The following is a 16,023-nucleotide window of genomic DNA, read 5'->3' as shown; positions in this document are numbered from 1 at the left end:
TTTGAGCAGAGGGTTCCGGGCTCAGATTTCACGTAGCGGCGCGCAAAAAAGGCGTTTTCATCGGTCAGTATGCGGACCGTTTGGAAAGACCGACTTTTTCAACAGAATCTGCCCAAAGCGATCATTTGGTTGGCAGCGAAGAATTTGGAAAGAACCGAATGAACATAATTATGCGCCGGCTGCCACGCTGCTGCTTACGCCAACTGCTACAGCGTGGATACCGATTCCCTGGGCCGCAAAATTTGCCGCTCAAAAATGGGCGAATGAAAATGGCGGGTGTAATTGTCAGTAGCCGCGCATTAATCTACTTGCGACGCCCAGCATAGAATGTTTAAACCAATAAAATCTGTCAGAAGCATCCTGGCTCTGAAGCTGAGATCGAGAGTAATAAACAGTATGAGTGACCGTGTCCATATCCGACGGACTTTCAGCTATAACTGCCATGCACGAGGTCTGGAGGGCCACCCCATCAAAACCACCTGACGCGAGTCGGCTATCGAGTAATTGTTGGAACTTGGAGTAGAGACCATTTAGATGGTCCTCAATCACCGCAAAAACCTCAAACACAGTTTGCGCCTCATACGGCCTATCAAAGCAAATATGAGGTTCAAAATTTAAAGCAATGATGCCCCACCCTTTATTTGCAATCTGAATAGAACCTTTGGTTAAGTTGCGACGAATATTTTCAAGTGAGTTAATAGTTTTGCATGCAACATAATACTCACCAAATGGAGCCGATACCACGATGTCGGGCTCACCAAGCTGGGCTGTTAAACCTCTGCGCCTTATGTACTGAAGGAATTCTAGCTCGAAAACCATATTCAGAGCATGTGATCCATTGGGTGTTTTCGGATCGAGTGGGTTAGTTGCAATCCGAGCCAGCGAACTTTTGAATGCTGTCTTTTCTTCTGAGCTCGGGAGGGTACTAGCCTCGACTATAGCTAGGAATACTCGCTGAGCATGATGGAGCTCAGCTGACTGCGCTTCACTCAAGAGCCCAATCGTTTCCTCTGCACGCTCACACAGTTCGAGATACTTCTCCAGATCAGAGCCGGGCAGAATATCTACTTTGAATTTTTTGAAAATCGACCGAATTGTAGTCGGAAGCTTGGCAATGTCTTCGTAACTTGTAAAAACTTCTGGATCCATGTCATACCTCTTCCGTAGGGCAAAATGCCGTGTGCCTCTCATTTTATCACTATCAGTTGCTGGCGGCTGCCGAAGACTGAGGACTGTCTCATAGATAGGACTAAGCTACGTTTCTTATGGACCAGCCTTGGGAGATCAGTTCGAGACGCTGTGATGTTCATCAGATATCTGTGTCATGCCATAGCAGAGTGGTCAATTCCCTTTCACGTACGGGTTTCCAAATCCAAGTGCGGTCCCATGCCCCTCGTCCGTCACAATGGTTCGATAACAGACAGTCATGCCGTGAATGGCCGCTTTTGCATGAGGGTTCAACCGATGGACGTTTCTGAGAAAGCTTAGGGCAATTCACTTTTTATAGGATTCATGGATGATAAGTTGGCCATCGAAACCAGGGCCCGGTTCTTTCTAGCTTTAAGTCTTGACGATCCCGTTTTCTCGGCCAAGAATACAACCGCTTGCTAGCTGCTCTTGAGAGTCGGCTGACATGGTAGAATGCTGGTCTACTCAAATAAACAGCCACCCACCTTCACGTCACTGCATTGCGAAATTACCCATCGGGACCAGTCCCATGGGGGCGGTTCCTCTTTTCAAGGAGACCCGCTCCATCGATTCATCGCCTATTTCAGATCGACATGTCTCAATCGCAAGATGAGATGTAAAAAATACGTGTGCAAAACGCGATTTATTTACAAAAAACCGGACAGAAGCTCTACTTGTGGAGCCTACTGCTTTGTTTTTTATGGAATAAATTCGGACTGAATGGCTGCAAGGTAAGCAGAACCATTTTAAGAGAAGCCTCTCGGCAACGGCATGAAAAAGGCCCGTAGCGCGCAAACGCTACGGGCCTTTTGCTTTCTATCTATCGCAAGTTCGGTGCTGGGGACGTTCAGTTATCCCAGAGCCCCCAGCAAGGAAGGGCCCGACAGAATCAGCGGCTACCCGCCAGAAACTCATCGGTGGACACCACGTTGGCGTAGGCGAACCCCAGGGACGACATGAATGCAGCGTGGACTTGGGCCGCCGGCACCACCACACCATTGAATTCGAGGTCGCGGGTGGCACAGGCATCATGGATCACTGTGACGCCATAGCCCAGGTCAGCGGCAGCGCGGGTGACGCCGTCGATGCACATGTGGCTCATGCTGCCGACCACCACCAGTTGTTCGATGCCGTGCTGGTCAAGAATGGCCTTGAGCTCGGTTTCGCGGAACGAATTGACGAAGTGCTTGAGCACCACCGGCTCGTCGGCGCGGTTGCTGACCTTCGGATGCAGTTGCGCGCCGCTGGAGCCGGGGGTGAAGAACGGCGCGCTGTCGGAGGTGAATTCGTGGCGGATGTGCACCACCTGCTGGCCGCTGTCGCGGAAGGCCTGGATCAGCCGCGCGGCGTTGTCGGCGGCGGCTTCGGCGCCGACCAGGGGCCATTTGCCGTTGGGGAAGTAGTCGTTCTGGATATCGACTACGATGAGCGCTTGCTTGGCCATGGGTGTTTCCTCTGAAGTAGTGGTTGGCTGTGGAGTCCAGTATTGGCTCCGGCGGGCCGGTCGAGGATTGGCCGCACCGACAATAGCAGGGGGAAAACTGACAATGGGTATGGAAAGCGCAGTGGCCGAATTGGGCGTGCTGATCTATCCCGGCGCACAAATGGCCGCGGTGCATGGCTTGACTGACCTGTTCGAGGTCGCCAACCGCATTGCCGCCGAACAGCGCAGCACACAGTTGCCGCTGCTGCGCATCAGCCACTGGCAGGCCCAGGCCGACCAGGCCCCCGTACGGGTGTACGACAGTCGCCCGGGTGCTGACGGTCCATTGCTGGCGGTGCTGATCCCACCCTCGGTGGCCGGTTTTTCCCAGGCGCAGGCACCCCAGGCACTGATCCAGTGGCTGCGCCAGCAGCATGCCAATGGCGCGACCCTGGGCGGGGTCTGTGTCGGTTCGATCCTGCTGGCCGAAAGCGGCCTGCTCGACGGCCGCAGCGCCACCACTCACTGGACCTCGGCGAAGCGGTTCGCCGAGCGCTACCCGAACATCCGCCTGAACGCCGACAAGCCGATCGTCGACGACGGCGACCTGATCACCACCGCCGGCCTGATGGCCTGGTCCGAGCTGGGGCTGCGCCTGGTCGACCGCCTGCTGGGCCCGAGCATCGCCAGCGGCACCGCGCGTTTCCTGGTGATCGAACACAGCGACAGCGCCAGCCAGTGCGGCAGTAACTTCGCGCCGATCCTCGGTCATGGCGACGCGGCGATCCTCAAGGTGCAGCACTGGCTGCAGGCCAATGGCGCGGTGGACGTTTCCCTTGCCGTCATGGCGCAGCAGGCCGGGCTGGAGGAGCGTACCTTCCTGCGGCGCTTCCGGGCCGCCACCGGGCTCAAACCCACCGAATATTGCCAGCACTTGCGGGTAGGCAAGGCACGGGAAATGCTCGAGTTCACCAACGGCACCATCGACCATATCGCCTGGACGGTCGGTTACCAGGACCCGGGAGCGTTCCGCGCCACCTTCAAGAAGATCACGGGGCTTACGCCCAGCGAGTATCGCGCGCGTTTCGGCGTGACACCCCCGGCACCGCTGGCGCGGGCCGGGCAGGGCTGACCCCGCGGGTCGTGCAAAATACCGGGCGTTGCGGGCCGATCGTGCAAAATAAAACAGGCGCAATGCCAGCAGCGATGGCCTGGAGCGCTTATTCCATGGGGGCATTCGACTTCCCCCTGGCCTTGGCGTGATCCCTGCACCCTGTCTTGTACATTCATCACGCCGATGACGAAGGGGGACGCATGACCCCGACGCAACGCAAGAAACGGGTGGTCGCCCACTCGGTCCATCCGGGGGCCTCGCAGCATGTCGTGGAGACCAATCGAGCGCTGGCCCGCTGGCTGGCGCAGATCCTCGGGCTGGAGTTCGCCGGTGACTACGACCCGCTCGTGCATGGGCAGAGCGAGCTGTACCTGTTGCCGACGCAGACCATCGTCGGCCCCGCCGCGGCCCGGCAATTGCGGCTCAAGGGGCCGGACGATCTGTGGGGCGGGTATGTCGAGCATGACTTTATCTGCACCAAGGCCATTACCCATGGCCTGCTGAACAGGAACGCCGTGGCCCCGCCGGGCTGGGCGCCGCTGTTCTCCCAGCGGGTGCGCAATGTGGTGCTGGACGGCCTGAGCGTGTTTTCCCTGAATGACGCCCGGCCAGCGGCCAGTCATTTGCTTTACAGCGGGCCGATCCGCATGAAACCGATCCATGCCTGCGCCGGTCGCGGCCAGCAGGTGATCGAGAACCTGGATCGCTTCGACGAGCTGCTGGCGCAACCGGACGTCGCCCGGCAGTTCAATGAAGGCGTGGTCCTGGAGCAGGATCTGCGACAGGTGGCCACCTACAGCGTCGGCCAGTCCTTTATCGCCGGCCACGTCCTCAGTTACTGCGGCCAGCAGTACCTGACCGAAGACTCCGACGGCGAGCAGGTCTACGGCGGTTCCGAGCTATTGGTAGTGCGGGGTGGCTACCCTGAGTTGCTGGCGCTGCAACTGCCGGAGGAAGTGCGCCTGGCGGTGCAGCAGGCGCGGGTTTTCGACGCCGCCGCCGATGAGGCTTATCCGCGGTTTTTCGCCTCCCGGCGCAACTACGACATCGCCCAGGGCCTGGACGCCGAAGGCCGGCAGCGCAGCGGCGTACTCGAGCAATCGTGGCGTATGGGCGGTGCCAGCAGCGCCGAAGTGGCGGCTTTGCAGGCCTTTATCGATCATCCGGATATGCGCGCGATTCGTGTGTCCGCGGTGGAAACCTATGTCGACCGGCCCTTGCCGGCCGATGCCATCGAGGTCTATCGCGGGCCCGCGGAACACAGTGACTTTCTTCTCAAATATGTAACGGTCCAATCCTATGACGGCTAGAAGCGAAAGCATTCAAATCGACATCGATGACGAGCAGATGCGCGGGACTTTCCTCAGCCCCAAGTCGAAAGTCCCCGGCGTACTGTTTGTCCACGGCTGGGGTGGGAGCCAGGAGCGCGACCTGGAGCGCGCCCGCGGCATCGCCGGGCTGGGTTGCGTGTGCCTGACCTTCGACCTGCGGGGCCATGCCGGCAGCGGCATCCCGCTGAACCGGGTGACCCGCGAAGACAACCTGCGCGACCTGTTGGCGGCCTATGACCGCCTGCTGGCCCATCCGGCCCTCGATACCTCGGCGATTGCCGTGGTGGGCACCAGTTACGGTGGCTACCTGGCGAGCATCCTGACCTCGCTGCGACCGGTGCGCTGGCTGGCATTGCGGGTCCCGGCGCTGTATCGCGACGAAGCCTGGAACAGCCCCAAGCGCGACCTGGACAAGGCCGACCTGCTGGACTACCGCAGCAGCCTGGTGCGTGCCGACAGCAACCGGGCGCTGCATGCCTGTTCGACGTTCACCGGGGATGTGCTGCTGGTGGAGTCGGAAAACGACGAGCATGTGCCCCATGCCACCTTCATGAGCTACCGCGCGGCCTGCCAGCAGACCCATTCCATGACCCATCGGATCATCGACGGCGCCGACCATGCCCTGAGCGATCCTGTGTCGCAGCAGGCCTACACCTCGATCCTGGTGGACTGGATCACGGAAATGGTGGTGGGAGAACGCTTGAGCATCATTCAGTCGCGATAGTCGCAAGCGCTGGTTGAAGGTGTTGCTCGAATAGGCGCGCAAGCTCGCTCCTGGAGAGGAGCGCGCGTGTTTGCGCGATTGCCTCAGCTGCCTTGGCGCGGTTTTTTCTCCACGCGCAACGCCTTGGCCCTGGCCTCCACCACCAGGTACATCAGCAGCGCGATCAGCAGCGGCAGGATGAAGTAGATCGCCCGGTAGGCGATCAACCCAGCCAGCAGGCTGCCGCGGGACACCTCATGTTGCAGCAGGGCGATAAACACCGCCTCCAACACCCCGAGCCCCGCCGGAATATGGGTGATGACCCCGGCGATGCTGCTGATCAGCAGCACCCCGAGCACCACCGGGTAATCGAGCTTGCTGGGCAGCAGGGTAAAGATCACCGCTGCCATCAGCGACCAGTTGAGTGCGCCCAGGGCCAGTTGCAGCAGGGCCATGTGCAACGAGGGCAAGTTGATCTCGACCCCGTGTATCGACCACTCGCGCCGTCGGGAAAACCGACAGGCCGCCAGGTAACTCACGCCCAGCACCAGCAGCAGGACGCCCACGCCCTGCAACGCGCCGTTGCTGAGTTGCCAGCCGGGCGGCAACTTCATCAGGCCACTGGCGAATACCGTGCCGGCCAGGACCATGTAGCCGAACCAGTTGGTGGCCAGGCTCAGGCCGAGGATCTTGGCGATATTGCCGGTGCTCACCCCGAGCCTGGAGTACAGCCGGTAGCGCATGGCGATTCCGCCGACCCAGGCGCTGAGGTTGAGGTTGAAGGCGTAGCTGATGAACCCCACCGGCAGGATCTGCCGCCAGCCGAGGTTCTGCCGGATGTAGGTGCGACCGATCAGGTCGAAGCAGGCATAGACCAGGAAGCTGGCCAGGGTCAGGCCCGCGGCGATGACCAGGGTACGCACCTTGAAGTCGGCCAGGGTGCCGAGTACTTCGCTCCAGTCGATGCGCCGGGCCAGCAGGGTGAACAGCACGATCAACAGCAGGAAGAAGGCGATGGTCAGCGGTTTCTTCAGGCGTTGCCAGCGCGACCGGGAGTGCGATGCGGCGGGCGTCGAGCCATGGGCGTCAGTGCGGCTCATGGGGCGACTCCCGCGGGGTGGCGGCCTGGCCGAAGGGCTTCAATTGCGGCTTGTGGGCGGGTAGCCAGCCGGCCCAGGCCGGGAAGTGACGCAGGATGTGAAACACCAGGAAACCCACGGTCAGGCGCCACAAGCGGCCACGCCCGGAGCCCTTGGCCGGCATGGCCTGGCAGTGGTCGCGACTGAGCCGATCGAGGCGCTCGAACAGGTCGCGATTGAACGCCCGGTCGCGGATCAGCACATTGGCCTCCAGGTTCAGCGACAGGCTCAGCGGGTCGAGATTGCTCGAGCCCACGGTGCTCCAGTCGTCGTCCACCAGCGCCACCTTGCCGTGCAGTGGCCGTTCGCAATATTCGTAGATGGTCACGCCGTCCTTGAGCAGATAGTCGTAGAGCATGCGCGCCGCCAGCTTGGCCACCAGCATGTCCGGCTCGCCCTGCAGGATCAGTCGCACCTCGACGCCACGGCGCGCGGCGTTGCGGATCTCGCGCAGCAGCCGATAGCCGGGGAAGAAGTAGGCATTGGCGATCACCACCCGCTGGCGGGCCCCGCGCAATACCTGGCGGTAGACCTCTTCGATATCGCTGCGGTGCTGGCGGTTGTCGCGGTAGACCAGGCGCACCTGGCCGTCATGGTCGGTCAGGGCCAGCTCCGCGCGGCGCTGCCGGCGGCGTTGCCACCAGTAGCGGGCGCGGGCCGGGCGGTCGCCTTGCAGCAGGGCGAAATGGTGGATATCCACCACCGCCGGCCCCTGGATCTCTACCGAGTAATCCTGTTTGGCCTGGGGGCCGAAATCGGCCAGGTGATCGGCGGAGAAGTTGATCCCGCCGACAAAGGCGATGGCGCCGTCGACCACCACGATCTTGCGATGCAGGCGGCGGAACCAGTTGGTGCGCACCCCGAAAATCGGCTGTGCCGGGTCGAATATCTGCAAGCGCACCCCGGCATTGCTCATGGCGGCAAGGAACTCGGTGCTCAATTCGCCGCAACCGAAGCCGTCCAGGCTGACGATGACACGCACGCCACGCTGTGCGGCTTCGATCAGGATACGGTGCAGCTCGTGGCCGACCTTGTCCTCGAAGAGGATGAAGGTCTCCAGCAGGATCTCGTTCTGCGCCTGGCGCAGCACTTCGAACACCCGGGGAAAATACGCCTCGCCATTCTCCAGCAGCACCACCCGGTTGTTGCTGTGCCAACCGTATTCGAGGTCCATCCGTAGCGGCTCATGGGCCAGCCCCGCGTCAGGCGGGTGGTCCACCGTGGTTTTTTCCAGGGGCATGTCGTTCATAACTCGACCTCGACCGACAGCGGTGCATGATCGGAGAGATGGGACCAGGGATGGGAGGCCAGGACCTGGGGGCGGTGGATTTTCAGGTGACGCACGTAGATCCGGTCCAGCCGCAGCAGCGGCAGGCGTGCGGGGAAGCTGCGCGCCGGTTTGCCGTGCTGGCTGACAAAGGCCTCCTGCAAGCCACTGGGGGCGAGCTGTGCATCGGCGCGCAGCCGCCAGTCGTTGAAGTCGCCGGCGACGATCAAGGGCGCATCGACGGGAAGCTCGGCGATCAGCTGCAGCAGCAGATCCAGCTGTTGCTGCCGGTGGCTTTCGCGCAACCCCAGGTGCACGCAAATGGCGTGCACTTCCAGGGCATCGCCGGGCAGGCGCAACACGCAATGCAGCAGGCCGCGGCTCTCGTGCCCGGACAGGGAGATGTCGAGGTTGTCGTAGCGAATGATCTGGAATTTCGAGAGCAGCGCATTGCCGTGGTCGCCGGCCGGGTACACGGCGTTGCGTCCATAGGCGAACTGCGGCCAGATGCTGTCGGCGAGGAATTCGTATTGCGGCATGCTCGGCCAATTGTTGTAGCGCTGCGGGTGCTGGTCGTGGGCGCCGTGCACCTCCTGCAGGAACACCACGTCGGCGGCCACGCTGCGCACCGCCTCGCGCAGCTCGGGCAGGATGAAGCGCCGATTCAGGGCGGTGAAGCCCTTGTGGGTGTTCACCGTCAGCACCGTGAAGCGGCGCGCGGCGGCGAGCCCGATCACGGGCGGTACCGGGTTGTGGGCCGACTCGTCATGGCTCATGGCAGCACCCCGGGCGCGGCAGGCTCGCCGGGCGCTGTCGCCAGTGTCTTGTCGAGCCCGAAGCGCTGCAGCAACCGACGGGCGTCGAAGGGCGCGCGGACCTTGAGATCATTGTCGAAATAACAGAACACCTCCCGGCTCTTGCGCGCCCTGGGTGGGTGCCGGGCATCGATCAGCCGGGCATCGGCAGGCTGCTTGCCGCTGTGCCAGGCCTCGATCCGGTCGCCCCAGCGCTTCAGGGCCTGGGGCGTATAGCCGCTGGCGTACAGCTCCTTGTCGCCGTGCAGCCGCAGGTAGACGAAATCGCCGGTCAGGTCCTCGCAATAGGGCCACTTGCCAGCGGTGTCGGCCACCACCAGTGCCACGCCGTGCTGGCGCAGCAGATAGGTGAATTCGGGCACGGCAAAGCTTGTGTGGCGAATTTCCACGGCATGGCGCATGGCTTTTTTGCCGTAGGCCTTGGTGCTGGCGTGGCCGTTGAGGCGTGGTTCGTGCTGGCGGGCGAGGGCGGCGGCCTGTTCGGTATCGGCGGGCAATTGCTGAAGAAAGGCGCCGAACAGCTCGGCGTCGAACCGAAAGCTTGGCGGAAACTGCCACAGGATCGGTCCGAGCTTGTTCTTGAGCTCCAGCACGCCCGAGGCGAAGAAGTTGGCGATCGGCTTGTGCACATCCCGCAGCCGCAGGATATGAGTGATGTAGCGTGGCGCCTTGACGCTGAACACGAAGTCCTTGGGCGTATCGGCATACCAGTTGGCATAACGCTCGGGGGTCTGCAGCGCGTAGAACGAACCGTTGATTTCGATGCTGTTGACTGCGCGCGAAGCGAATTGCAGCTCGCGCCTCTGCGTCAGCCCCTCGGGGTAGAAATCGCCACGCCAGGGCTTGTAGCGCCAGCCGGAAATACCGATATGAATCGCCGCCATGTCCGCTCCCGTCTTGGGGCCTTCGAACCACCTCTGTCTTTTGATGACTGCCCGGCTGACGGGAAAGTTTCGACCTTCCTACGGACGGTGTTTTCCAGCCCCTAGCCGCGGGCTGGCGGGCGATGGGCCGCCCGACGGTGACAAACCCTGCGCCGGGCAGCCGCTGACGCCAGCCCCGCCAGGCGCCACACTTTGCGACCGGGCATAAAAAAACGCAGCCGGCCAGGGCTGCGTTTTTCTGGTTGGGGCCTGCTGGTGGGCTCAGTGCCCGACCACCACCCGGCTCGACCCCTCGGCCGGCTCGGCGTACACCGGGCCGAGGCGATCCAGGCGGCCGCTCCAGGCGGTCAGGGCCAGGGCGCCCAGTACCACCAGGCCTCCGATCCAGGCGGTGTGGATCAGCCCCAGGTGGGCGACGATCAGGCCGCCACCCCAGGCGCCGCCGGCGATGCCGAGGTTGAAGGCGGCGATGTTCAGGCCCGAAGCCACGTCTACCGCTTGCGGGGTGTGGTGTTCGGCCTGGCGCACCACGTAGACCTGCAGGCCCGGTACGTTGCCGAAGGCCACAGCGCCCCACACCAGTACGGTGGCCAGCGCCAGCCACGGGTTGCCGGCGGTGAAGGTGAGTAGGAACAGCACGCCGGCCAGCAGGGCGAAGATGATCTTCAAGGCGCTGATCGGGCCGCGCTTGTCCGCCAGCTTGCCGCCCCAGATGTTGCCTACGGCGACCGAGATCCCGTAGACCAGCAGCACCAGGCTGACGGTGCTGGCGCTGAAGCCGGAAATGTCCTGGAGAATCGGCGCGAGGAAGGTGAAGGCGATGAACGAGCCGCCGTAGCCCACCGCGGTCATGGCGTACACCAGCAGCAGGCGCGGTTGTTTCAGCACTTGCAGTTGTTGCAGCAAGGACGCCGGTTTGCTGTGGGCGATGTTTTTCGGCACGTAGATCAGGCTGCCGATAAAGGCGATCACACCCAGGGCGGATACCGCGAGGAAGGTTTCGCGCCAGCCGAAATGCTGGCCGATAAAGGTCCCCAGCGGCACGCCGGTGACCAGGGCCACCGTCAGGCCGGTGAACATGATGGCAATCGCGCTGGCGGCTTTTTCCTTGGGCACCAGGCTGGTGGCGATGGTCGAGCCGATGGAGAAGAACACGCCATGGGCCAGGCCGGTGACGATGCGCGCCAGGACCAGGGATTCATAGCTGGGCGCTTGCCAGGCCAGCAGGTTGCCGAGGGTGAACAGCACCATCAGCGACAGCAGCAACAGTTTGCGCGGGACCTTGCCGGTCAGCGCGGTGAGCACCGGCGCGCCGACGGCGACACCCAGGGCGTACAGGCTGACCAGCAGCCCGGCGGACGGCAGGCTGACGCCGAGGTCGGCGCCGATGGTGGGTAACAGGCCAACGATGACGAACTCAGTCGTCCCGATGGCGAAGGCGCTGAGGGTCAGCGCGAGCAAGGCAATGGGCATGGCTGCAACTCCGGTGGATTTGACAATGGAGCGCAGTGTCCGGATTTGAATCGTGCGGAAAAATAGCGGTTCCGGTATTTGATATTTGACCTGAAGGCAAATATCGAGCTGAGCAATCAACCCGCTTCTGTAGGAGCGACGCTTGCTCGGCGCGATGCACCAGGCCGCCCGCGGTCCGATATCAGTGGCGAATCAACCGGGTCCGCAGCTCAAGGCTGGCCTGCGGCTCAAGGTCCAGCCAGACATGCGGTTTGCCGGCGATCTCGGCGGCTGCGGGCAGGCCGTCGCGGTACACCAGCCGGTTGCCGGCCAGGGCCGGGACCTTCGGCCCGGGCAGCAAGGTGCCGGCGAGGTTCAGCGGGTCGACGCCACACACCGCGATCAGGCTGCCATCCAGTGGGCGGCGGCGCACTTCGCGCAACAGGGCGATGGCCTCGGGCAGGGCGAACTGCTCGCCGGCCAGGCCGCTGACAAAACGCCCGCCGCGAATTTCGCCGCGGGCCTCCAGCCGATGGAAAGTACGCAGCAGTTCGCGCCAGCTCGGCAACCAGTCGGCCTCGCGCTCCAGCAGGCGCCAGAACACCACGCCATAACGCCGCAACAGGGTCATGGCGATGTGTTCCAGGGTGGCCGGTGGGGTTGCCTGCCCATGACCGCCGACGCCCTCCGGTACTGGTGACGGACGCCGTAGCAGCGCCCAGCGCCCCGCATCGTCCATGCCGCCGACCACGGCCCCGCGCCCGCGTCGGCCGCTGCGGGCCAGACGCTTGCTGGCCGGGGTGATCAAGGCGCGCAGGCCGGCAAAACTGTCGGCATTCACCCACCCTGCGGCCACCAGTTCCTGCAGGGCGATCTCCAGCTCGGTGCGCAGGACATGGGCTTCATGCTGCAATTCATCGAAGAACAGGGCGCCGTGCTGGCTCAGGGCTTCATGGACCTTCTGCGCCTTGGGCGACAGCTCGCGGCTGTCGGGCTGTGCGCCCAGCCCGCTCCACAGCGCGACCTGGTTGCGCGGCAGCAGCACGATCGGCGTATTGCGCAGGGTCGCGCCGGCGGTTTTGTGCGGCGCGCTGAGCCGGCTCCAGACCACTTTGCCGTTGCGGCACAGCTCATCCAGCCAGGTGGCGGAGTAATCCTTGATCCGCGCCGGTAGCAGGTCGCTGTCCCAGGCGCCGGCCGCGGCGGCATAGCCTTCGAACTGGGCGACCGTCTGCGCCAGCATGGCACTGCCCTGGCCCTGGGTGGCGCTGGACAGGTGCTGCCAGTCGAACAGAAAACGCATCAGGTCCTGCAGCGACACCGGTTCGATTTCCCGGCGCAGGCGTTTGACGGTGTAGCGATGAATCCGCGCCAGCAGATGCCGTTCGCACCACTCTTCCCGGGCCTCGCCGGGGCTGAAGCGGCCGCGCAGCACATAACCTTCGCCTTCCAGCTGCGCCAGGACCTGGGTAACCTCGCCGGCGCTCAGGCCCAGGGGCATGGCGATGCGTTCCAGCGGCAACGGGCCGAAGCCGCTGAGCCGGGCTCGAATCACTTCGACCACCGCTTCATCGCGCTGCCATCGCTCATCGAAGCCGGGCGGCGCCTCGAGGAGCGGTTGCAGCGGCGCCTGTGGATAAATCGCCCGCAGGCAGCCCAGGCGCTCGACGGCCAGCCACAGGGCCTGTCCGTCGCCGATCTGCAGGCGGCTGGCGCGCCCGCTGTCCGCCAGGGCTTGCAGCCAGTCGGTCCACCGCGGGTTGGCCTGGGCTTCGTCCTCGCTGATACAGGCCAGGCTCATCAGCGCTTCATGCATTTCGTCCGGGTTGCCGGGGGCGGGCCAGGCTTCCTCGCGCACCGACTGGATGGCCTCGGCGTCGAGGGCGCCGAGGTCGTCGCTGGACTCGGGGTCGCTCCAGCGGCGGCTGAGCACGGCCTGGGTGCGGCGCTCTTCCAGCGGAGCATCGTCAAGGAAGGTATAGGGCCGGGCGCTGAGGATTTCCGCGGCCAGGGGCGAGGGCGCCGGCAGGTCGCGGCTGATCAGGCGCAGCTCGCCGCGCTCCATGCGCCGCAACAGCGTCAGCCAGCCCTCGCTGTCCATGGCTTCGTGCAGGCAGTCGTCGAGGGTCTGTTCCACCAGCGGGTGATCGGGAATCTGCCGTTCGCCGGCGAGATTCTCCAGGCAGGCGATCTGGTCGGGAAACACGCTGGCGATCAGGTCTTCGCTTTTCATCCGCTGGATCTGCGGCGCTACCTTGCGCCCGCCGACAAAGCGCGGCAGCGCCAGGGCCACCCCGGCATTCCAGCGCCAGCGCACGCCGAACAGCGGCGCCTCCAGCACGGCCTGGACCAGGATGTGTTCGGCGCTGTTGCTGTGCAGGTAACGCCAGACGTCGTCGAGCGCGAAACTGTGGCCGGTGGACAGCGACAACACGATGGCGTCTTCGCTGGCGGCGGCCTGCAATTCGAAGTTGAAAGTGCGGCAGAAGCGCTTGCGCAGCGCCAGGCCCCAGGCGCGGTTGATCCGGCTGCCGAACGGCGTGTGGATGATCAGTTGGGTGCCACCGGACTCATCGAAAAAACGCTCCATGATCAGCGTGTCCTGGGACGGCAGCGCGCCCAGGCTCTGGCGTGCGCGGGCCAGGTACTCGACCAGTTGTTCGGCGCTGGCGGCGTCCAGGCCCAGGCTGTCGCCCAGCCAGTCGAGGGCGGGCTGTAGTTGGCCGGGGGTGGCGCCGAGCAACACGTCGAGCCGGCCCAGCAGGCGCGCCACGGCAAACGACAGTTCGGCGCTGCGCCCAGGGGCTTCGCCGAGCCAGAACGGAATGGTCGGCGGCTGGCCGTGGGCGTCCTCGACCCGCACCCGGCCGGTTTCCACCCGCAGGATGCGGTACGAAGTGTTGCCCAGCTGAAACACATCGCCGGCGATGCTTTCCACCGCGAAGTCTTCGTTGACGCTGCCGATATTCAGCGCCTGGGGCTCCAGCAGCACGGCGTAGTCGGCGTTGTCGGGGATGGTGCCGCCGCTGGTCACCGCCGTCAGCTGGCTGCCCCGCCGGCCGCGCAGGCTACGGTTGACGGCATCGCGATGCAGATAGGCGCTGCGAATGCCCTGGCGCCCGTTGTAGCCCTCGGCGAGCATGCGCAGCAGCGCCTGGAAATGCCCTTCGTCGAGGTCGCTGTAGGGCGAGGCGCGACGGATCATCTCCAGCAGCGGCTGCTCCTGCCATTCCTGGTTGCTGACTTCGGCGACGATCTGCTGCGCCAGCACATCCAGCGGCGCCCTGGGGATCTGCAGGGTGTCGAGTTCGCCGCGATGCACGCAGTCGAGCAGGGCGGCACATTCGATCAGGTCGTCGCGGCTCAGGGCGAACAGGCGGCCCTTGGGCGTGCCGCCGACCTGGTGCCCGGAGCGTCCAACCCTTTGCAGAAAGGCCGAGATCGAACGCGGCGAGCCGATCTGGCACACCAGGTCGACATCGCCGATATCGATGCCCAGTTCCAGCGAGGCGGTGGCGATCAGTACTTGCAGGTCGCCGCGCTTGAGGCGCTGTTCGGCGTCCAGGCGAAACTCCTTGGCCAGGCTGCCATGGTGGGCGGCCACCGCGTCCTTGCCCAGGCGTTCGCTGAGGTGGCGGCTCAGGCGTTCGGCCAGGCGCCGGGTGTTGACGAACACCAGGGTGGTGCGGTGTTCCCGCGCCAGTTCGGCGATACGTTCGTAGACCCGTTCCCAGACGTCGTTGGCCATGACCGCCGACAGCGGCACGGGCGGCACTTCGATGGCCAAGTCCCGGGGGCGGGCGTGGCCGATATCGACGATCTCGCAGGGGCGTTCATGACCCACCAGGAAACGCGACACCGCTTCGATGGGCTTCTGCGTGGCCGACAGGCCGATGCGCGTCAGCGGCTCGGCGCATAGCGCTTGCAGGCGCTCCAGGCTTAACGCCAGGTGGCTGCCGCGTTTGCTGGCGGCGATGGCGTGGATCTCATCGACTATCACCGTGCGCGTGCTGGCCAGCATTTGCCGGCCGGAGGCCGAGCCCAGCAGCACATACAGCGATTCGGGGGTGGTCACCAGGATATGCGGCGCGCTCTTGCGCATGGCGCTGCGGTCTTTCTGCGGGGTGTCGCCGGTGCGCACCGCGGTGCTGATGCGTAATTGCGGCAGGCCCATGCGTTCGAGTTGCGCGGTGATCCCGGCCAGCGGGTCCTGCAGGTTGATCTGGATATCGTTGCTCAAAGCCTTGAGTGGCGAGACGTACACCACCAGGGTCTGTTCCGGCAGCGTGCCGCCGTTTTCCAGGCCGCGATGAACCAGCTCGTCGATCACCGCGAGGAAGGCGGTCAGGGTCTTGCCCGAGCCGGTGGGCGCGGCGATCAGCGTCGAACGGCGCTGGCGGATCAGCGGCCAGGCCCGGGCCTGGGCGGCGGTCGCCGCCGGGAAGCAGCTGTTGAACCAGGCGCTGACCGCGGGATGAAAACCCGGCAGGGCGTTGGCGGGGATCTGGGGAAGGTTCATGCACAACGTTATGCGACCGCCGGAGTGAAGTTGCAAGCCTGCCTTGTCGCCGCTGGCGGCAGCGGCCCTGAAGGGCTGTGTGCTTTGTTGCTCTACACTTTCTCAGTGACGGTTGCGCCGGAAACCCGCAAAATGCAACGATTCTGAGCAATATTCATGGCCAGCCCCGCGGGGCTGGCCGATTCAAA

The 16,023-nt window shown here is 63.9% G+C and carries 11 protein-coding genes; 3 read left to right on the top strand and 8 right to left on the bottom strand.

Annotated elements, in window-relative coordinates; all coding sequences use genetic code 11:
- Positions 1 to 285 precede the first annotated feature (285 nt).
- Together BMY68_RS29770 and BMY68_RS29115 are read right to left on the bottom strand one after the other, a co-directional pair.
- Positions 286 to 1,149 (bottom strand): hypothetical protein, encoded by an 864-nt coding sequence (locus BMY68_RS29770; RefSeq protein ID WP_139214912.1) that lies wholly within the window; start codon positions 1,147 to 1,149, stop codon positions 286 to 288.
- A gap of 928 nt (positions 1,150 to 2,077) precedes the next feature.
- Complete coding sequence (locus tag BMY68_RS29115; RefSeq protein ID WP_085534467.1) at positions 2,078 to 2,632, bottom strand: cysteine hydrolase family protein; 555 nt, start codon at positions 2,630 to 2,632, stop codon at positions 2,078 to 2,080.
- Between the two features lie 103 nt (positions 2,633 to 2,735).
- On the opposite strand from BMY68_RS29115, the gene BMY68_RS29110 reads away from it, so the two are divergent.
- From BMY68_RS29110 to BMY68_RS29100, 3 genes are all read left to right on the top strand, one after another.
- Positions 2,736 to 3,743: a GlxA family transcriptional regulator gene (locus BMY68_RS29110; RefSeq protein ID WP_009045844.1), complete on the top strand. Its 1,008-nt coding sequence runs from the start codon at positions 2,736 to 2,738 to the stop codon at positions 3,741 to 3,743.
- Positions 3,744 to 3,925: 182 nt separating this feature from the next.
- A complete protein-coding gene (locus BMY68_RS29105; RefSeq protein WP_085534469.1) occupies positions 3,926 to 5,035 on the top strand; it encodes a DUF3182 family protein in 1,110 nt (369 codons plus the stop codon).
- Entirely contained in the window at positions 5,025 to 5,780 is a 756-nt protein-coding gene (locus BMY68_RS29100) for an alpha/beta hydrolase family protein (protein ID WP_062824457.1), read from the top strand. The genes BMY68_RS29105 and BMY68_RS29100 overlap by 11 nt, the downstream gene beginning before the upstream one ends.
- Before the next feature lie 83 nt (positions 5,781 to 5,863).
- Here BMY68_RS29100 and BMY68_RS29095 read toward each other — a convergent pair whose 3' ends face one another.
- The 6 genes from BMY68_RS29095 to BMY68_RS29070 all read right to left on the bottom strand — a co-directional run bounded on the left by BMY68_RS29095 (position 5,864) and on the right by BMY68_RS29070 (position 15,835).
- Positions 5,864 to 6,859 (bottom strand): lysylphosphatidylglycerol synthase domain-containing protein, encoded by a 996-nt coding sequence (locus BMY68_RS29095; RefSeq protein WP_085534471.1) that lies wholly within the window; start codon positions 6,857 to 6,859, stop codon positions 5,864 to 5,866.
- Positions 6,846 to 8,147 carry a cardiolipin synthase ClsB gene (clsB, locus tag BMY68_RS29090; RefSeq protein ID WP_085534473.1) on the bottom strand — a complete coding sequence of 434 codons (1,302 nt, stop codon included), beginning with the start codon at positions 8,145 to 8,147 and terminating at the stop codon, positions 6,846 to 6,848. The genes BMY68_RS29095 and clsB overlap by 14 nt, the downstream gene beginning before the upstream one ends.
- Positions 8,144 to 8,941, bottom strand: coding sequence for an endonuclease/exonuclease/phosphatase family protein (locus BMY68_RS29085; RefSeq protein ID WP_085534475.1), 798 nt, complete (start codon positions 8,939 to 8,941; stop codon positions 8,144 to 8,146). Before BMY68_RS29085 ends, clsB begins: the two co-directional genes overlap by 4 nt.
- A complete protein-coding gene (locus BMY68_RS29080; protein WP_085534477.1) occupies positions 8,938 to 9,864 on the bottom strand; it encodes a DUF72 domain-containing protein in 927 nt (308 codons plus the stop codon). Before BMY68_RS29080 ends, BMY68_RS29085 begins: the two co-directional genes overlap by 4 nt.
- Positions 9,865 to 10,125: 261 nt before the next feature.
- Entirely contained in the window at positions 10,126 to 11,337 is a 1,212-nt protein-coding gene (locus BMY68_RS29075; protein ID WP_053262830.1) for an MFS transporter, read from the bottom strand.
- A gap of 181 nt (positions 11,338 to 11,518) precedes the next feature.
- Complete coding sequence (locus tag BMY68_RS29070; RefSeq protein WP_085534479.1) at positions 11,519 to 15,835, bottom strand: DEAD/DEAH box helicase; 4,317 nt, start codon at positions 15,833 to 15,835, stop codon at positions 11,519 to 11,521.
- Positions 15,836 to 16,023: the final 188 nt, after the last annotated feature.

Source organism: Pseudomonas sp. NFACC41-3, assembly GCF_900109505.1.
Taxonomy (GTDB): Bacteria; Pseudomonadota; Gammaproteobacteria; order Pseudomonadales; family Pseudomonadaceae; genus Aquipseudomonas; species Aquipseudomonas chlororaphis.
Note: the sequence above shows the minus strand (reverse complement) of the source record. Positions and strands in the feature narration are given on the sequence as shown.